Here is a 20,082-nt window from a genome sequence, read left to right on the forward strand (position 1 = left end):
TTCAATTGTTCGCTGGCCTGTCCTCGCAGCACCGCATCAAATACTTTTTCCAGTAATTTCGCCACCCCGTTCTCCCGATTTCCAAGCATAAGGTCTTTAAGAATTTCGTCTTCCAGTGTAAGATGTACTTGAGCCATGATCTCATTCCTTTCAGTTGTTAGTTTCGCAAAACCTATTATACCGAAAGCGAGCTCGTGGCTCTTTTTTATTTCTCAATTTACACCAAGTATACGGACTTTATCTGCACCGGATGCCGTATATGTAGTTGTCAGCAATCCTGTTGATATTCTAACCTATGTATTCCATAAAGTTTCAGGATTACCCGAAGGACAGATTATAGGATCTGGAACAATTCTTGATACTGCAAGGTTAAGGGCAAGATTGTCTGAGTACTACAAAATAAGTCAGAAGAATGTACATGCTTATGTTTTTGGTGAGCACGGAGATACATCTTTTGTGCCTTGGTCATTGGCAAACATATCAAGTATTGATATTGATAAATACCATGAATGTCTTGAATCTGACAGAATGATTCCAAAGCTTAATTATGAAGAAGTTGAAGAATACATGCGTAAATCAGGTGCCAAAATTATAGACCGCAAAGGCGCAACTTATTATGCTGTTTCGATTTCTGTTTGCCATATTTGCAAATGCCTTTTCAACAGCATTGAGACATCACTTACAGTATCCACAATGATGAAAGGTGAATATGGAATAGAAGATGTTTGCCTAAGTACATTATCCACTATCGGTAAGGGCGGAGTTTCTGGTAGAATTCTTACACCTCTCACAGATGAAGAGCAAATTAAACTTCATAAGAGTGCAGATGCTTTAAAAGGTGTTATAAATAGTCTTAATATTTAATTTCAATATAGAAGAGCTTAGGCACTGGATAGCAAGTGTTTAATGCAGAAATAAGGGGAGGAAATTGTATATGCAGTATCGTACAGAAAGTGATTCAATGGGAGAAATGCAGGTGCCTGCAGATCGTTACTGGGCCGCTCAGACACAGCGCAGTTTGCTGAACTTCCAAATAGGCGGAGAAATAATGCCTCGTGAAATCACACAGGCATTCGGCATGCTAAAAAAAGCAGCCGCAGTTGCAAATTTCAATCTAGGTAAAATGGATGTAGAAAAGAAAGATATAATTGCAAAAGCTTGTGATGAGGTTATCTCCGGTAAGTTAAATGATCATTTCCCTCTGGTTGTATGGCAGACAGGAAGTGGTACGCAGTCAAATATGAATGCTAATGAAGTTATAGCTAATCGTGGTAATGAAATAGCTGGTAAAAAGCTGCTCCATCCAAATGATCATATTAATATGTCACAAAGTTCTAACGATACCTTCCCGACAGCAATGCATATAGCTGCTGTTATTACGATTGAAGATGACCTGCTGCCTGTGATAGATCAGTTCATTGACACCCTGAAACGTCTGGAAAAAGAGAATGAAGACGTTGTAAAGAGTGGGAGAACACATCTTCAGGATGCGACACCTATCAAATTTTCTCAAGAAATCAGCGGTTGGCGCAATATGATGGAAAAAGCAAAAGAAATGCTCAAGCTTGCATTGCCAGGATTAAAAGAGCTTGCTTTGGGCGGGACAGCTGTAGGTACAGGCTTAAATGCTCCTAAGGAATTTGGTGAAGAGGTTGCCAAAGCTGTTTCAGAAATAACCGGCCGGGAATTTATAACTGCTGAAAACAAATTTCATTCACTTACCGCCAAGGATGAGCTTGTCTTTGCCCATGGTGCTTTAAAAGCTCTTGCTGCGAATTTGATGAAAATAGCTAATGATATTCGCTGGTTGGCCAGTGGGCCTCGTTGTGGACTGGGAGAGATTTTCATTCCGGAAAATGAACCAGGAAGTTCAATTATGCCTGGTAAGGTCAACCCGACACAGTGTGAAGCAATAACAATGGTTGCGGTTCAGGTAATGGCTAACGATGTAGCTGTAGGCATAGCCGCTTCACAAGGTAATTTTGAATTAAACGTATACATGCCTGTAGGTATATACAATTTCCTCCAGTCAGTACGTTTGCTGGCAACCGGCCTCAAGTCATTCCATGATAATTGTGTTGCCGGCATCGTCGCTGACAGAGAAAAAATGAAGAGTAATCTTCACAATTCTCTTATGCTGGTTACAGCGTTGAATCCTTATATAGGTTATGACAATGCTGCCAAGACAGTAAAAAAAGCTCACAAAGAAAATATTTCACTCAAAGAAGCTTGTGTAATGCTGGGCTTCCTAACGGCAGAAAAATTCGATGAAGTTTTCAAACCGGAGGAAATGGTCTGATTAAAAGATTATCTGCCGTTTGACGGCTTTATATAAAAATTCGGGAATTCTAGGGAGAGGTTCTATGATTTTTGATTATTATCCAGGCTGTACATTAAAAACAAAAGCCAAAGATCTGGACAATTATGCTCGCTTGTCGGCAGAAGCTCTGGGCATTGAAATGCGGGAGCTGAAAGACTGGCAGTGTTGCGGTGCTGTTTATCCTATGGGAAAGGATGAAATTGCACCCAAATTGTCTTCGGTCAGAGCTTTAGCCGCAGCCAGAGACAATGAACGTGACCTGCTGACATTATGTTCAGCCTGTCATCATGTAATGAAAAGAGTCAATAATGATATATTGACTGATGAAGAAATTCGCAATAAAGCAAACAATTATATGGAGCCGGAAACTGTATATAATGGCGAAACAAAGGTAGTTCACTACCTTGAAATGCTCAGAGATACAGTTGGCTTTGATCGTTTGAAAAAAATGGTCAAAAAGCCGTTAACCGGCAAAAAAATAGGTGCTTATTATGGCTGCCTCTTACTTCGTCCAGGCAAAGTAATGGCCTTTGATAATCCGGAAAATCCTAAAATAATGGAAGATTTTATCAGAGCTATAGGCGCTGAGCCGGTGATATATCCATACCGTAATGAATGCTGTGGAGGATATATTACGATCGAAGATAAAGAGTCTGCAAGCAAAAAATGTGAAAAAGTTATAAGTTCGGCTTTGGCAAAAGAAGCAGATATGCTGATTACAGCATGTCCTCTGTGTCTATACAACATAGATATTAATGCAAATGATGAAAAAAATACCAGACTGCCGATTTATTATTTCACCGAGCTGCTTGCTCAGGCATTGGACGTATAAGGAGGCAAAAGCATGCATCAAAATCAAAAAACTCAGGCTGAATTTATCAGACGTGTCAGCGGAGTAAATCCCAGACATTGTATGAAATGCGGTAAATGCACAGCCACCTGTCCGGCCTTTGAAGAGATGGATATAAGTCCACATAAATTTGTTTCATTGGTTGAAAAGGGTGAAGTAAGCAAACTTCTCGAATCGCAATCTATCTGGAAATGTTTGTCCTGTTTTGCCTGTGTAGAACGCTGTCCGCGCGGTGTTGAGCCCGCAAATATTATCGAAGCGGTTAGATTATCTGTAATCCGTAAGCAGAATGCAAATTATCTGTCAGCGGATGAGATTCCTGAATTGCTTGACAGTAAGCTGCCACAGCAGGCAATAACAAGTGCCTTCCGAAAATATAGTAAATAAGAAGAGGTGAGACAAATTGCAGAAGATAGGCGTATTCGTATGCTGGTGTGGCACTAATATAGCTGCAACAGTTGATATAGAAACAGTAGTGGAAGCTATGAAATCTGAACCAGGTGTAGTTCTTTCTACAGACTACCAATACATGTGTTCGGAAGCTGGTCAGAATATATTAAAAAATGCAATCAAGGAACATGGACTTACAGGAATAGTTGTATGTGCCTGTTCACCGAGAATGCATGAATCTACATTTAGAAATGCTGCCAAAGCTGTGGGGATTAACCCCTATATGGTAGAAATTGCCAATATCCGTGAGCAATGCTCCTGGATACATAAAGATAAAGCTGAAGCAACCGCGAAAGCTGTTATCCTGGCAAGAACCGCTGTTGCTAAGGTCAATCTGAATGCTCCACTGACACCAGGTAAAAGTGATGTTGTAAAAAGAGCACTTGTTATCGGTGGAGGGATTGCAGGTATTCAGTCAGCTCTTGATATAGCCGAGGCTGGTTATGAAGTTGATATTGTTGAAAAGCAGCCGACCATAGGTGGCAAAATGGCGCAGTTGGACAAAACTTTTCCTACTCTGGACTGTGCGGCCTGTATCCTGACTCCTAAAATGGTGGATGCAGCACAACATGAAAACATTAAGATGTATACCTACAGCGAAGTAGATGAAGTCTCGGGATTTGTAGGTAATTTTAGCGTTAAGATAAGGCAGAAGGCTCGTTGCGTAAAAACAGACATATGCAGCGGCTGTGGCATTTGTACAGAAAAATGTCCGTCTAAAAAGGCCAAAAACGAATTTAATATGGGTCTTAACAATCGCGGTGCCATATATATTCCTTTTGCCCAGGCAATTCCAAATGTTCCGGTCATTGATCAAGAACAGTGTATAAAATTTAAAACCGGAAAATGTGGATTGTGTGCAAAAGTATGTCCGGCAGACGCAATTGACTTTGAACAAAAAGATGAGATTATCGAAAAGAAATATGGTGCTGTGGTTTTAGCTACAGGATTCAACACAATTTCTCTTGAGAAATTTGATGAATTCCAGTACTCACAAAGCCCTGATGTAATCACATCACTTGAGCTTGAAAGATTAATGAATGCAGCCGGCCCGACAGGTGGCAAATTGCTTAGACCTTCTGACAAAAAGCCTCCTAAGTCAATGGTCTTTGTTCAGTGCGTCGGTTCAAGAGATACAAGTGGCTGTGGAAAAACCTATTGTTCAAAAATCTGTTGTATGTATACCGCTAAACATACCATGCTTATTAGAGAAAAATATCCTGATGTAGATGTCCATGTATTTTATATTGATGTTAGAACACCAGGCAAAAATTTTGACGAGTTTTACAGACGCGCTGCAGAGGACTACGGCGTGAATTATATAAAAGGAATGGTCGGGAAAGTTGCTCCCGTAAATGATAAACTTCTGGTTCAGGGATCGGATTTGATTGCTGACGAGCAGGTTTTCATTGAAGCTGATATGGTAGTTCTGGCAACCGCTATTGAGCCGGATCAGACTGCAAAAGGTCTTGCTACCATGTTGACTGCAAGTATCGATACTAATAACTTCTTTACCGAAGCGCATCCCAAACTGCGTCCGGTAGAAAGCCCTACGGCAGGTGTTTTCCTCTCCGGTGTCTGCCAGGGTCCCAAAGACATTCCTGAGACAGTTTCCCAGGCCTCTGCAGCAGCTGTAAAAGTAATCGGTCTGCTATCTAAAGATAAACTGCTGAGCAATCCATGCGTTGCAATGTCTAATGAGATGTTATGTAATGGCTGCTCAAATTGTCAGCATGTTTGCCCTTACGGTGCTATTGATTATATAGAAAAAGAGCTTCGTATAAACGGCAAAAATGAGACACGTCGCCTTGCTCTGGTAAATGAAGCTGTATGTCAAGGCTGCGGAGCCTGTACAGTTGTCTGTCCGTCAGGAGCGATGGATCTCAAAGGCTTTACAAATAAGCAGATAATGGCGGAGGTAGATGCGATATGTCGATAGAAAATAAAGAGTTTAAACCTCTTATCGTTGCATTTTGCTGCAACTGGTGCAGTTATGCCGGAGCAGATCTTGCAGGCACAAGCCGTCTGGCATATCCTGCCGAGGTTAAAGTAATCCGTGTGCCTTGTTCCTGCCGGGTTAACCCTATGTTTGTCCTTCGTGCATTTCAACGTGGTGCGGATGGGGTCATAATTGCAGGATGTCATCCTGGGGATTGTCATTATACAACAGGTAATTACTATGCCCGTCGTCGTATGACCGTACTGTTCAGTATGTTGGATTATCTTGGTATAGAGAAAGAAAGAACCAGAGTAGACTGGATATCAGCTGCGGAAGGTGTAAAATTCTCTACCGTTATGAATGATTTTTCCAAAAAAATACATGAGCTGGGAGAGAACAAGAAGCTGGGGGATATGAGATGCAAAACGATAATAGATCAATAAAAGAAATAGCAGAGCATATACTTGAATCTAAACAGGCAGATAGACTGTTGGGTTGGGAAACCGGTGAATTTTTCTATGACCATACTCCGGCAGTATTTTCTTCCGTTGCTGAACTGGATCGTTTTGTATATGATCATTTCTGCGGCAGTAATTTAAGTAAGTTTCTGGTTAAAGAGAGTAAAAAAGAAGGAAAAATAGCTGTATTGCTAAAGCCTTGCGATAAATACAGTTTCAATCAGCTGGTAAAAGAACATAGAGTGAATGTTGAAAACATTTATCCAGTTGATTTAGAATGCAGCGGCATGATAGATATTGATAAAATCAAACTAAAAGGAATCAAAGGCATTAAAAGTATTGTTGAAGACGGCGATCTGTTGAAGGTAGAAACTATGTATGGCAGTAAGACTTGCAGCAAAGAAGATGTTCTGCTGGATAAATGTCAGACCTGCAAAGATAGAATTGATGTCAACCGTTTTGCCGGTGTAGAAGAGCTGGAAAAAATGACATCAGAACAAAGATATGAGTTCTGGCGCAGTGAACTTTCTAAATGCATTAGATGCAATGCCTGTCGTAACGCCTGCCCTGCATGTACATGTGAACAGTGCGTCTTCGATAATGTACATTCGGGTATAGCCAGCAAAGCAAATTCAGATAGCTTTGAAGAAAATCTTTTCCACATAATTCGTGCTTTCCATGTAGCAGGTAGATGCACGGACTGCGGTGAATGTTCACGCGTATGTCCACAGGGAATTCCCCTACACCTTCTTAATCGTAAGGTTATTAAGGATACCAATGAGCTTTATGGAGAATATCAGGCGGGAGAAGATACCGAAAGCAAGGGTCCTTTGACCAGCTTTGATTATAATGATGCCGAACCGGATATTGTAAAAGAAAGAGGGGGCGATAAATAATGCAGAATCAATTTTATAAAATGCCGATGTCAAGCATAAATAAGCTCTTCGATCTAATATCCGCAGAGCAAGAGCTTTATCTGCCGCTTGAAAAAAACGGGAAAGTTCAGTTTGCTCAAAAAACACAGGAAACAACACAAGATCAGATTAGATTAGATGTTTTAAACACTGTTAAATCGGCAAAGGACTTGTTTTTTCCGCAAAGCGAAAATCTCGTTGCATTTAAAAACAAAGGTAAAAAAATAGATATTATAGAGAACAGAGAGCAGATCGATCCTTTTGTAGTATTTGGTGTCCGTGCTTGTGATGCCAAAAGTTTTGAAATTCTTGATCTGGTATTTTTAAGTGATCCGGTTGACACATATTACGCTGCACGCAGAAAGCAGGGAACGGTAATTACTTTAGGCTGTAATGAGCCAGAAGAAACTTGCTTTTGTAAGGCTTTTGATATAGATGCTGCAGAACCAGGTGCCGATGTGGAAACATGGATAGCTAAAGACATTTTGTATTGGCATCCTCTTACTGAAAAAGGTGAAAATCTGACACAAAAAGCAAAGTCTCTGTTTGAAACTGATCAGAGTGATTCTGATAAAGAAACGGCAGAGCCGGATGTACTGACAGCACATAAAAAGCAGATCAGAGAAATAATAGATCAGCTTCCATTTAGTGATTTGAGCTTAAATAAATTTAAGCCAGAAGCATTAAAAGAAATTTTCGAATCACCTAAATGGCAGGATTTATCGCAGGCTTGTATCGGTTGCGGCACATGTACCTTTATCTGCCCTACCTGCCAGTGCTATGATATTCGCGATTATGATACCGGTAATGGTGTACAAAGGTACCGTTGCTGGGATTCATGCATGTATTCCGACTTTGTTACAATGGCTCATGGCAATCCTCGTACCAGCCAGATTGAGAGATTCCGTCAACGCTTTATGCATAAACTGGTTTATTTCCCTGCAAATAACGATGGCGAATATTCCTGTGTAGGCTGTGGAAGATGTTTAACCAAGTGCCCAAGCTCAATGAATATCGTAAAAGTCATAAAAACTCTGGGAGGTGCGGAAAATGTGTAATTGTGATTGCCACCAAGAGGTGCATGAGTCTGCCGGACATACAGCAGAATCTTTGATTCCTTTAATTGGAATTGTAACTGATGTACGTATAGACACGCCAGATGTTAAGACTTTCCGTGTAACTGCTCCGGATGGTGGAGTTTGTTTTGATTATGTGCCGGGACAATGTGCCATGCTTTCAATTCCTGCTATTGGTGAGGCTATGTTTTCTATTACCTCTTCACCTACAAATACAGAATATATGGAATTTAGCATAAAGAAATGTGGTACTTTGACTGACTGGCTGCATCAGATAGAGACAGAGCAACAGGTAACAATTCGTGGTCCTTATGGCAATGGTTTTCCTGTTGAAACTACTCTCAAAAATAAAGATCTGTTATTTATTGCAGGTGGTATCGGTCTTGCTCCTTTACGTTCTGTTATCAATTATTGCATTGACAACAGGCAAAATTATGGCAGCATTGATATCGTATATGGTGCTAGATCGGCAGATGATCTTGTAGATATAGACGAATTAAAAAATGTCTGGAGTAATCTCGAAAATGTTAATGTTCATCTGACTATAGATAATCAACAGGAAGGCTGGGATGGGCATGTTGGCTTTGTTCCAAATTATGTAAAAGAACTGGGTTTTGATGTCAATAAGACCGCCCTTGTCTGTGGTCCGCCGATTATGATCAAATTTACACTTGGTGCTTTGCAGGAGATTGGATTTGAAAAAACACAGGTTTATACCACAATGGAATTAAAAATGAAATGTGGTGTAGGTAAATGTGGACGTTGTAATATAGGTTCGAAATATGTTTGCAAAGACGGCCCTGTATTCCGCTGTGACGAGCTGGATGAATTACCGGCAGAATATTAATGTAAAGCAGTTTTCCCGGCATTGTGAATTGCCGGTACCTGAGATTTGGAGGTCTATATAATGAGAGACATGGTAAATGTATTTATAATGGGCAAGAAATATTCTGTGCCCGCTGAGCTTACTATAATGGGAGCTATGGAATATGCCGGCTATCAGCTGGTAAGAGGTTGTGGTTGCCGTAATGGTTTTTGTGGAGCTTGTGCAACTATATACAGAATAAAGGGAAATACGCAATTGCAGGTATGTCTGGCTTGTCAAAAGCAAGTTGAAGATGATATGTATCTGGCAACTATGCCTTTCTTCCCTTTGGTTAAACAAAATTATAATATAGAAGAAATTAAACCTACTGAACAGATCATGATGCAGCTTTATCCTGAAATATACAAATGTATTGGTTGTAATGCCTGTACCAAAAGCTGTACACAGGAACTGGATGTTATGCAATATATTGCATATGCTCAGCGTGGCGAATATGATAAATGTGCTGAGGAATCTTTTGATTGTGTAATGTGCGGTGTTTGTTCATCACGTTGTCCGGCAGGAATCTCACATCCACAGGTTGCTCTGCTTGCAAGAAGGCTGACAGGTAAATATATAGCACCTGAAGCAGAACATCTTTCCAAAAGAGTCAGTGAGATCAATAATGGTGATTTCAAAGCTGCTATGGAAGCGATTATGCAAAAATCAATTGATGAAATGAAGGAACTCTACAACAATAGAGAAATTGAGAAATAAGCAACCTGGAGGATATATACGATGTTTTCGAAAGAGATGATGGACTCAATCAAAAAAGTAGAAGCAAGCAGACAGGAGCGTATCAGTGCTAATTTACGCAGAATGACTGCTGAAGAGAAAGAAAATCTGCTTAAGGAATATCACCCTGATTTTGTAGAAGATGGCTTTGCCAACCTGCAGGTTGGTCCTAATAAAGGTGAAAAGGTACCGCATGAGCTTGCTGCTTTATTGCAAGCAAACAGTCGTCTTGCACAGATGAAAGGTCTGGAAAATCTAGAACAGTTTGAAGCCGAATTGATTGAACCAGACTATGATGTAGAAGTTTTGATCATTGGCGGAGGCGGCTCAGGAGCATCTGCTGCTATTGAGGCAAATGAAGGCGGCGCAGATGTTATGATAGTGACAAAACTGCGTATGGGCGATGCCAATACAATGATGGCAGAAGGTGGCATACAGGCTGCCGACAAGGAAAATGATTCTCCGGCAACACATTATCTGGATGCTCTTGGTGGTGGTCACTATACTAATAAACCAGAGCTGCTTTATAAACTGGTTACAGAAGGTCCGGATTGTGTAAAATGGCTTAATGATCTTGGTGTGATGTTCGATAAAGATGAGCAAGGCAATATGATCACAACACATGGTGGTGGTACATCACGTAAGAGAATGCATGCTGCCAAAGATTATTCCGGTGCTGAAATTATGCGTGTTTTGCGTGATGAAGTTCAAAACCGCCAGATCCCGATCGTTGATTTTACAGCTGCTATAGAATTAATATTAGATGAAAACGGTAATGCAGCCGGAGCCGTTCTGATGAATCTGGAAACACAGGAAATATTGATCGCAAGAGCCAAAACAGTAGTTATAGCCACTGGTGGAGCGGGGAGATTGCATTATCAGAATTTCCCGACATCAAATCATTATGGGGCTACAGCTGATGGTCTGATTTTAGGCTACAGAGCAGGAGCTGCGCTACTTTATGCTGATACTTTACAGTATCATCCAACAGGTGTTGCTTATCCTTCACAGATATTCGGTGCTCTTGTTACGGAAAAAGTACGATCTCTGGGAGCACAGCTGGTTAATAGAGATGGAACAGCTTTCATGAATCCTCTGGAAACACGAGATGTTTCTGCTGCTTCAATTATCAGGGAATGCCGCACAAATAAGAAAGGTATTTCTACAGGCGAGGGTGAAGGTGTATGGCTTGATACACCAATGATAGAAGCTATACATGGTGAAGGAACTATCGAAGCCAGAATACCAGGTATGATGAGAATGTTCGGTAAATATGATATAGATATTCGCAAAGTGCCGATTCTTGTTTATCCTACTCTCCATTATCAAAATGGCGGTCTGAAAATTAATGCAGATGGTTTGACAGACATAGACAATCTCTTTGTAGCAGGAGAAGCTGTTGGTGGCATACATGGAAGAAACAGATTAATGGGCAATTCCTTGCTAGATATTATCGTTTTTGGTAGAAATGCCGGCAGGAATGCAGCTCAAAAATGTAAATCTGCAAATCCAGGACGTTTGACATTAAGTCATGTTAATAAATTTGCTGCAGAGCTGGAACAGGCAGGGATAAAAAGTGATATGGTTTCTCCATTGCTTCTGCCAACTTATACTCATGGCAGAGAAGATGATTAAGCAGGGGGCATCATAGTGGAGCTGATATTTGTTTTCCTAATTGCTGCTGTTGGCTATCTTGTAGGCAGCATTAAAATAAAAGGGATAGAACTGGGAACAGCAGGCGTTTTGCTTGTAGCTCTGATCTTCGGTCATTTTGGAGCTGAAGTACCTGCCTTTGTGAATGGTCTGGGAATTGCTTTGTTTGTAACATCTGTTGGGTTTATTGCCGGCCCAAAATTTTTCCGTAATCTCAGGAAAAATGCCTCATCATATGTACTGCTAGGGGCGATAGTAGTACTGGCCGGAACTGCAGCTTGTATTGCTGTCATTACCCTAGGCGGTGTTCCATCAGCATTGGCGACCGGTCTTTTTGCCGGTGCCCTGACCAGCACCCCAGCTCTGGCTGCAGCCACGGAAGCCGTGACTGCAGCAGAATCCCAAATGGTGGCAGTAGGATACGGTGTAGCTTATCCTTTTGGCGTCATCGGTGTGGTTATGTTTGTTCAGGTTATACCCAAAATACTTAAAGTTAATATGGCTGATGAGAGAAGTAAATTCGAGTCAGCCAATTTGGTTGAAATAAAACCTTATAGCAAAAAGCTGATCAATTGTGATCCTATGGGAATGATGGCTTTCAGTGCTGCTGTTGTTCTGGGTGTATTAATTGGACGTGTATCTATTCCTCTTCCCGGAGGAGCAAGTTTTGCTCTGGGTACTTCAGGAGGGCCTCTAATATCAGGTTTGGTATTTGGACATTTTGCTCATATTGGCAGAATAAATCTGCAGGTCAAAAAAAATGTTCTAGAAGTTTTCCGCGAGTTCGGATTGGTTTTATTTCTTATAGCCGCCGGTACTAATGGTGGTCGTGGTTTTGTAGCTGTCCTTGCTGAGCATGGTGCGATGTTATTTGTATATGGTGCGGTAATAACAATGCTTCCTTTACTTGCCGGATACTTTTTTGCCAGCAAAGTCTTAAAGCTTAACTTGTTTAATAATTTGGGTTCTATCTGCGGTGGTATAACTAGCACGCCGGCACTTGGAACTTTGATCAGTGTAACAGGAACAAGTGACATTGCTACAGCTTACGCTGCTACATATCCAATTGCTCTTGTGCTGGTAGTGCTTTCCGCTCAGTTTATGGCGATAATTTTTTAATAAACAATCACATAAGAAGGATATTAAGAGGAGCGTACTTATGAAAATTACAGTATGTATAGGTAGTTCATGCCATCTCAAAGGTTCCAGACAGGTTGTCGAGCAACTACAGCAGATGATTTCTGTTAATAAACTAGAAGAGAAAATAGAATTAAGCGGGACATTCTGTATGGGAAATTGTGAAAAAGGGGTTAGTGTCACTCTTGATGATCAGCCTTTTTCCTTAACTCCTGAAAGTACGGAAGCTTTTTTTGAAAATCAACTTTTGCCGAAAGTGCAAAAAGAATAAATAATTTTAAAAGATAGAAGGCGAGTAAAATGTTAAATATCTCCTCAGCTATTCTTAAACTGAAAAAATCTAATTGTAAAAACTGTCATAAATGTATCAGAAACTGTCCTGTAGGATCTATTCGTTTTTCGGATCATCAGGCACACATCGTGAATCAAGAATGTATTCTTTGCGGACAATGTTTCGTAGTATGCCCGCAAAATGCTAAAAAAATCAGAAATGATCTTGCTCTGGCAAAAGAACTAATTGGTTCCGGCGCCAGAGTAATTGCCAGTATTGCTCCTTCTTTTGCCGCTAATTTCCCCAATACAGATATATATGAATTTGAAAAGGTACTGCGAAAGCTGGGCTTTTTTTCTGTTGAGGAAACGGCAATAGGAGCAACCATAGTAAAAAGCGAATATGAAAAAATAATATCTTCAAAGCAGCAGGATATAGTTATTTCTTCATGCTGTCATACGGTTAATCTGCTTATACAAAAACATTATCCAGAGGCTTTGCCCTGGCTGGCTGATGTAATTACTCCTATGCAGGCACATTGTCTTGATATTAAAAAAAGATATCCTGATGCAAAGACTGTATTTATTGGTCCTTGTATATCAAAAAAAGACGAGGCTGAACAAATCTCAAAAGCTACTGATTGTGTGCTTACTTTTGAAGAGCTCGATCAATGGCTCGAAGAAGAAAACATTAAAATAGAAAATAATGAGAAAATACAACAAGAACTTATTAGGGACAAAGTTTCTGAAAAGTCTGCTGTTTTATGGCCGGATAGAGACAAAAGTGGGAAAACAAGATTTTTCCCTACCAGTGGCGGCATTATTAAAAGCATGAATTGCCAATATGAAGACTTTAGCTATCTGGCTATAGATGGTATGGAAAATTGCTTATCCGCTCTGCAGGAGATAATAGCTGGCAGTATTAAGTCTTGTTTTATAGAGATGTCAGCTTGTTCAGGCAGCTGTGTAGGCGGACCTGTCATGAGTAGAAATTTCCATCGTCCGGTGCAAAATTATAGTCAGGTTGCAGCAGGTGCAGGCTATCAGGATTTTCCTGTTGAAATGCTGCCAACTGAATTGCTAAAGGCAAATTATAGTGTACAGAAATTAGACCACAGAACCCCCGATGATATTGAAATAAAAGCTATTCTCAAACAAATTGGTAAAACAAAACCAGAGCATGAACTTAACTGCGGTACCTGCGGTTATGATACATGTCGTAAAAAGGCAATAGCAGTTTATCAAGGCAAAGCTGATCTGAGCATGTGTTTGCCTTTTCTAAAGGAAAAAGCAGAGAGCTTTTCAGATAATATTATTAATAATACGCCGAATGGGATAATTGTAGTAGATGAGAATTATCAGGTTCAGCAGATTAACAAGGCTGCCTGCAGGATAATGAATCTGAGGAGTCCAGATGATGTGCTTGGGGATCAGGTTGTCAGAATAATGGATCCTAAACCGTTTATGGATGTGCTGCAAACAAGACAAAATATCCATGGCAGGCGAACTTATTTAGCCGAATACAAAAAATATGTTGAAAAGAGCATAATACTTGACCGCGAATTTAATCTGGTGATTTGTATAATGCATGATGTTACAGATGAAGAAAAAGAAAGGGAAAAGAAAGAATCTATACGGCACCAGACAACTGAAATAGCTGACAAAGTCATTGAGAAGCAGATGCGTGTTGTCCAGGAGATAGCTTCTTTGCTTGGAGAAACTACAGCTGAAACTAAAATTGCTCTTGCCAAACTAAAGGAGTCTATTTCAGATGAATAATCTGTGTACTGATATTGGTTATCGCAGCCTTAATAAATATGGCGAGTTATTGTGCGGCGATCATGTGGATGTAGTAGAACAAACAGATAATCCTAGATCAAAAGTAGTAGTTCTGGCAGATGGTTTGGGTAGTGGTGTTAAAGCCAATATTCTCTCGACTTTGACATCAAAAATAATATCTACCATGATGGCCGAAGGTTTGGATATAGAAGATTGTGTAGCAACAATTGCTGATACTCTGCCTGTATGTGCGGTAAGAGGGGTAGCATATTCAACTTTCAGCATAATTCATTTGATAGATAATGAAGAAGCGGAAATAATACAATACGACAATCCACATGTTATCTTGCTTAGAAACGGAAAGTTTCTTGAATTGCCTGCAACCATGGTTCGTATTGGTGGTAAGGAAATTTATAAATCACATGTACTGCTGCAGGAAAACGATGTTTTTATAGCAATGAGTGATGGAGCCATACATGCGGGTGTTGGTAAGACCCTTAATTTTGGCTGGCAGAGAGAAAACATCATAGACTTTGCTGAGACCTTTTATGATATAGGATATACGGCAAAAACCTTATCAACAATATTGCTGGATAAATGTAATGAACTTTATGGCGGTCAACCAGGCGATGATACCACCATCTGTGTAGTAAAAATACGCAAAAGAGAGCCGATGAGTCTTGTTATCGGACCGCCGGCAAATCCAAAAGATTGTTCCAAAATGATGTCGCTGTTTTTTTCTAAAGAGGGTAAACACATAGTTTGTGGTGGAACCACATCCATGATAGCCTCAGATTTTCTTGGCAAAAAATTAGTTCCCCTACTAGAGTTTCCAGATCCGGAAATACCTCCTATTGCCAGAATAGAAGGTGTAGATCTTGTAACCGAAGGTGTAATAACTATAAATAAAGTTTTAAGCTATGCTCAGAATTATCTGGCAGATAATGAAGCATATACTGAATGGTCATTTAAAAAAGATGGTGCTTCCCAAATTACAAGATTACTTTTTGAAGAAGCTACAGATATAAATTTTTATGTGGGCAAAGCCATCAATCCGGCACATCAAAATCCTGATCTGCCTATAAATTTTAATATCAAAATGAGACTCGTAGATGAATTGGCAACCTGTCTTAGGAAAATGGGTAAAAACATAAAATTGAGTTATTTCTGAGAAGGGCTGCCATACAGTAATTTAAATATCAGGCAAAGTATTTTTCGTTAAACAGAAGGGAGTTCTTTGTGAGGAAGTTTGATACACAGGTTCAATATTTAAAATATAAAGTTCTGCGCGAGGTTGTGAAACATGCCTGGAAGGGTGATTTGCTTAATCATATAACAGAAATACCCAAAAATATTATTCCAGGTAAAAACCCTTCGATGCGCTGCTGTGTTTATAAAGAGAGAGCTATTTTATCTGAACGTGTAAAGTTGGCAATGGGTGGAGATATAAATAACCCTAATGTTATAGAGGTAATAGATATCGCCTGTGATGAGTGCCCTGTAGGTGGATATGAAGTAACCGAAGCTTGCCGAGGTTGTATTGCTCATCGCTGCGAAGATGTTTGTGCTAAGGGTGCGATCAGTTTTGATCATGATCAAAAAGCATATATAGATAAATCAAAATGTATAGAATGTGGCAGATGTGCTGTTGTTTGCCCTTTTAGTGCAATTGCCAACAATAAAAGACCTTGTGAAAAAGCCTGTAAAATTAAGGCGATATCGATGAATGACAGTAAAACGGCTGCGATAGATAATGACAAATGCATATCTTGCGGAGCTTGTGTATATCAGTGTCCTTTTGGTGCTATTATGGATAAATCATATATTCTTGATGTGATAAGTTTGCTTAAAAGCAGTCAACAAGAAAAGATGAAAGTGTATGCTGTAGTAGCTCCTTCTGTTTCCAGTCAATTTACATATGCAAAATTGGGGCAGGTTATCAGTGGTATCAAAAAACTTGGCTTTTATCATGTTGTAGAGGCTGCACTAGGCGCCGATATAGTAGCAGCTTCAGAAAGCCGGGAACTGGCAGAAAAAGGTTTCCTTACGAGTTCTTGTTGTCCATCATTCGTAGATTATGTGCATAAGCAGTTTCCACAGCTTACAGATAAGATATCGCATAATCTTTCACCAATGGCTGCTATCGCCAGCTATATTAAGAAATCTTCCGAAAATGCCAGAGTTGTTTTTATTGGTCCATGCACAGCAAAAAAAATGGAATTTCAGCAGGAACGTGTCAAACCATATATCGACAGTGTAATTACTTTTGAAGAGCTACAGGCATTATTTGATGGAGCGGAAATAGACATATGTGAATTGCCAGAGGATGTACTTGATAATGCCTCTTATTATGGAAGAATATTTGCCCGCACCGGCGGTTTAAGTGATGCGGTGGCACAGGCGATCAAAGAACAGGAAATAAAGGACTTTGAGTTCAAACCTGTTGTTTGTGATGGTATTGACGCTTGTAGAATGGCTTTGTTAAAAGCATCAAAAAACGTGTCTGCAGGAAACTTTATTGAGGGTATGGCTTGTGAAGGTGGCTGCATAGGCGGTGCCGGCTGTCTGACGCATGGTGCAAAAGACAAATCACAGGTAGATAAATATGGTAGGGAAGCCTATGAAAAAACCATCACAGAGGCCATAAGCGTTCTTAAGTAATTTAATTAGTTAAAAAACTTTTCTTTCTAACTTGTCTGCCTGCTGTTAAACAGCAGGCGGTTAAGAGGAGTATTATACCAAATGCAGATGCAGTGTTGTTTTCACCTGTTTTAGGAATACTTCCCATATTATTCGCCTCTTCTTTTGCAGCAGCAGACGATTCAGGGTTAGCAGAATCATTACTATTTAACGAGTCGCTGTTATTTGTATTATCAGCTGGTAAGCTGCTGTTATCGGTTCCTTGAGCAGGATTGGTCGAAGGTGAATTGTTATCAGTTCCGGGATTGCCACCTGTGTTAGATCCAGTATCAGTTCCAGGATTGTTGTTATCAGTATCGCCGTCATTATTACCACCTTGATCAGGATCATCATCATTGGTTGGTGTGTAAGCAAAAGACAGTAAATCGGTAGATGCACCCCATAAATTAACAGGTTCACTATTTTCATCTGTAACTGCAAGCGTTCCTGCCAATGGTATCAAGCTCCAGTATGTATAACCAAAACCCGGTTCGTTGCCTGTGATAAAGGCAATTGTATGACCGGCAGGTATGAATGGCAAAGATATCAACTCTTCCTCGGTTTTTTCGTTTGTCTTGTCAACTATACAAAAAGGTGCTAATACGCCATTTGTTATTAATTCACTTGTTTCGTCGACTATTAGGCTGCCGTCGATTATATAGATACCATATTTACAGTGAGCAGAGAGCTTTGAATTATTTGTAACACTTACTCCGTCTCCATTCGCAAATATTCCGGTGCTATCGTCATCTGCCAATGCATTAAGCTCTGCACCGTCTGAGACATTTACCGAAGCCAGATAAATAGCTGTGCCAAATGTTGGATCCACAGTCAGACTTGTGCCGCTGCCGTTAACATTAAGTGTGCCTTCCTGACCACCTGAACCGCCAATGTTGATCCAGCCTGCAACATGAACTTGTGTGCCATCATTGACATTCATAATATCGCCATTATATCCAGAAGAGATTCTATTATTAATATAAATAACTCCGCCACCTGTAAATGTAAGATTGCAAGCATAATAATTGGAGAAAACTATGTTTTCAATTACTGCTGTTGAACTGCTTCTTATGACAAAAGGTATGTTTGAAGGAATAGACAGATCTCCTTCAATAATTACATTATCCAGATCCAGGATATAATTTCCATCTTCAAAATAGAAACTTATTCCTGGATCATTAAAATAATCTCCTGGAGTAAGAGCCGGAAGATTAGATAAGATAGTAAGTCTATTACCGAGGTTAGAAAAAATCTCGCCGTTAATTATGATCTGACCTGTGCTTTGTGGATCAATGAGTTCAGCAGTTTCTTTTGCCAGATTTTCGATACGATTGTCATCAGGATTTTCATCTGACAACTCGATTATTATTTTTCCATTGTTAATAAGTCTACCGTTATTAATCAAGCAATCGCTCAAGTTTTGATCTTCTTGGAGTTTCATTTTTAAAAAGGATCCTGCAGGTATTGTTAGAGAATTATCGGCAGGTATATTTAATATTGCAGACGCTCCTTGAACAAGATGATCAGCAAAGTTTAGGTTAGTTTTGTTCTTTGCATCTAAACTACCGTCATATTTAGCTTGAAGTAATGTCAAATCACCGTATACTCTGTAATTAAAAGCCATTTTTTGAACATCTATATTTGCGATCAAGGCAGAGAGTTCTCCACCTGTGTGTATGAATTCTCCTGTAGGGACTACTATGGCTGACAAAGCAGAAGGTGCAAATTTTATAAAACCACCGGAGATTGTTAAATCACCGTAACAAGCAAAAGCAGAGTAGCCCTTTCCTGCACCTATAAGACTTCCGTTTGATATCTCAGCGTTCTCAAGTACGCTAAAACCACTTTCGAGAAAAATACTGCCGCCTTTTTGAAGGTAACGAGCTACTACAAGCAGGTTTTCGGCATTGTCATCACTTGAGAGAAAACCATTTTCCATAATGAAGGTTCCGTCGGTTGAAAACAATGATTGACCTGATTCTGAAGAAAGATTCAAAGAGCCGGTTCCTTCAATCGTCAATAAATAATCCTTAACATCTTCAAGAGCTGTAGCCGCTTGAGAAAATTGTAAAAACTCTCCCTGCTGAATAATTTCAGTATAATCATCGTTGTCGTAATCATAATCATCAGGATAAGTTCTTATGATAGAATTGTTGCCTTCTAATGAGATATTAATATCATGTTCTGGTAAGATGATAATAGCCTCAGCCACATCTGATACAACATTTATTTCTGCATTATTTAGAGTAAGTGTGGCAATATCTGGATCCCAATCTACGTAGCCGTTTCCCGCTGTATATCTTGTAGCTATAAGAGGAGCATTTACGTTTAGATTAAGACCGGTGCTACTGATATCGCCGCCATCAACATAATTTTCTGAGCTGATAGTAACAGTATCAGCTGAAACCAAAGGATCTAACAAAAAATAAACTGCCAACAGGCAGGCAATTAAAATGAAAGCAAGTGACCTTGTTTTTATTATTGTCATTTTCAATCTCCTAGTAATATTCGTAATTTATGATTTTTACAATTAGAAATAAAATAACAAATATTCTTTTCTTTGAGATCTAATTTATACCGAGTGGTCAATTTTTCTACCGAAAGGCAAAAATTTCAAACAGTCTGGAAAAAATTTCAAAAATTAAGGTATAATTGTTATCTTCGGAAGCAAAATCATACAAAAACCCCCTAAAAGCCTTTGAAAAAGGGGCATTTAGGGGTTAATATTTTGCCATAAATTGTAGCGGTAAAGCATCATTTTTTAACCATTACAAAAACTTTTTTTATTTCACCGAGAGTCATAACTTTCTGACCGATGTTTAGATTAAAAGAGTCGTTAATATTGTCTGTAACATCATCTGCACTTTTGGTGGACAGTTCCACCTCTTAGAGTATTTACCTATCCATGTATAACCTTCTTCATAAAGAACATAAGATTTGAAATCCTCGCTTGCACC

The 20,082-nt window shown here is 39.6% G+C and carries 17 protein-coding genes; 16 read left to right on the plus strand and 1 reads right to left on the minus strand.

The features are described from left to right. Positions 1-135 precede the first annotated feature (135 nt). The 16 genes from AC0KSB_RS01785 to AC0KSB_RS01860 all read left to right on the plus strand — a co-directional run bounded on the left by AC0KSB_RS01785 (position 136) and on the right by AC0KSB_RS01860 (position 17,107). The gene (locus AC0KSB_RS01785) at positions 136-864 is read left to right on the plus strand and encodes a lactate/malate family dehydrogenase (RefSeq protein WP_472306118.1); all 729 of its coding nucleotides are present in this window, start codon (positions 136-138) and stop codon (positions 862-864) included. 70 nt (positions 865-934) lie between these two features. Continuing rightward, the gene (fumC, locus tag AC0KSB_RS01790) at positions 935-2,299 is read left to right on the plus strand and encodes a class II fumarate hydratase (protein WP_472306120.1); all 1,365 of its coding nucleotides are present in this window, start codon (positions 935-937) and stop codon (positions 2,297-2,299) included. Between the two features lie 64 nt (positions 2,300-2,363). Further along, positions 2,364-3,152 carry a CoB--CoM heterodisulfide reductase iron-sulfur subunit B family protein gene (locus AC0KSB_RS01795; protein ID WP_472306122.1) on the plus strand — a complete coding sequence of 263 codons (789 nt, stop codon included), beginning with the start codon at positions 2,364-2,366 and terminating at the stop codon, positions 3,150-3,152. Positions 3,153-3,164: 12 nt separating this feature from the next. Beyond that, positions 3,165-3,557, plus strand: a complete 393-nt coding sequence (locus AC0KSB_RS01800; protein WP_472306124.1) for a 4Fe-4S dicluster domain-containing protein — start codon at positions 3,165-3,167, stop codon at positions 3,555-3,557. Positions 3,558-3,573: 16 nt separating this feature from the next. Next, positions 3,574-5,559, plus strand: a complete 1,986-nt coding sequence (locus AC0KSB_RS01805; protein WP_472306126.1) for a 4Fe-4S binding protein — start codon at positions 3,574-3,576, stop codon at positions 5,557-5,559. Then, complete coding sequence (locus AC0KSB_RS01810; protein ID WP_472306128.1) at positions 5,550-6,002, plus strand: hydrogenase iron-sulfur subunit; 453 nt, start codon at positions 5,550-5,552, stop codon at positions 6,000-6,002. The genes AC0KSB_RS01805 and AC0KSB_RS01810 overlap by 10 nt, the downstream gene beginning before the upstream one ends. Continuing rightward, entirely contained in the window at positions 5,978-6,913 is a 936-nt protein-coding gene (locus tag AC0KSB_RS01815; RefSeq protein WP_472306130.1) for a 4Fe-4S dicluster domain-containing protein, read from the plus strand. The genes AC0KSB_RS01810 and AC0KSB_RS01815 overlap by 25 nt, the downstream gene beginning before the upstream one ends. Then, on the plus strand, positions 6,913-7,989 hold the full coding sequence (locus AC0KSB_RS01820; protein WP_472306132.1) for a 4Fe-4S dicluster domain-containing protein: 1,077 nt from the start codon (positions 6,913-6,915) through the stop codon (positions 7,987-7,989). Before AC0KSB_RS01815 ends, AC0KSB_RS01820 begins: the two co-directional genes overlap by 1 nt. After that, positions 7,982-8,854: an FAD/NAD(P)-binding protein gene (locus AC0KSB_RS01825; RefSeq protein WP_472306134.1), complete on the plus strand. Its 873-nt coding sequence runs from the start codon at positions 7,982-7,984 to the stop codon at positions 8,852-8,854. The genes AC0KSB_RS01820 and AC0KSB_RS01825 overlap by 8 nt, the downstream gene beginning before the upstream one ends. A 60-nt stretch (positions 8,855-8,914) precedes the next feature. Beyond that, entirely contained in the window at positions 8,915-9,589 is a 675-nt protein-coding gene (locus AC0KSB_RS01830; protein ID WP_472306136.1) for a 4Fe-4S dicluster domain-containing protein, read from the plus strand. Between the two features lie 21 nt (positions 9,590-9,610). Beyond that, on the plus strand, positions 9,611-11,242 hold the full coding sequence (locus AC0KSB_RS01835; RefSeq protein ID WP_472306138.1) for an FAD-dependent oxidoreductase: 1,632 nt from the start codon (positions 9,611-9,613) through the stop codon (positions 11,240-11,242). 15 nt (positions 11,243-11,257) lie between these two features. Beyond that, entirely contained in the window at positions 11,258-12,379 is a 1,122-nt protein-coding gene (locus AC0KSB_RS01840; RefSeq protein WP_472306140.1) for an aspartate-alanine antiporter-like transporter, read from the plus strand. Between the two features lie 40 nt (positions 12,380-12,419). After that, entirely contained in the window at positions 12,420-12,668 is a 249-nt protein-coding gene (locus AC0KSB_RS01845) for a (2Fe-2S) ferredoxin domain-containing protein (protein ID WP_472306142.1), read from the plus strand. Between the two features lie 29 nt (positions 12,669-12,697). Next, on the plus strand, positions 12,698-14,446 hold the full coding sequence (locus tag AC0KSB_RS01850) for a [Fe-Fe] hydrogenase large subunit C-terminal domain-containing protein (protein ID WP_472306144.1): 1,749 nt from the start codon (positions 12,698-12,700) through the stop codon (positions 14,444-14,446). Continuing rightward, the gene (locus AC0KSB_RS01855; protein WP_472306146.1) at positions 14,439-15,617 is read left to right on the plus strand and encodes a SpoIIE family protein phosphatase; all 1,179 of its coding nucleotides are present in this window, start codon (positions 14,439-14,441) and stop codon (positions 15,615-15,617) included. The genes AC0KSB_RS01850 and AC0KSB_RS01855 overlap by 8 nt, the downstream gene beginning before the upstream one ends. Positions 15,618-15,685: 68 nt before the next feature. Then, complete coding sequence (locus AC0KSB_RS01860; RefSeq protein ID WP_472306147.1) at positions 15,686-17,107, plus strand: 4Fe-4S dicluster domain-containing protein; 1,422 nt, start codon at positions 15,686-15,688, stop codon at positions 17,105-17,107. 1 nt (position 17,108) lies between these two features. On the opposite strand, the gene AC0KSB_RS01865 is transcribed toward AC0KSB_RS01860, so the two are convergent. Then, entirely contained in the window at positions 17,109-19,613 is a 2,505-nt protein-coding gene (locus AC0KSB_RS01865) for a hypothetical protein (protein ID WP_472306149.1), read from the minus strand. Between the last annotated feature and the right edge of the window lie 469 nt (positions 19,614-20,082).

This window comes from Ercella succinigenes (assembly GCF_900002895.1).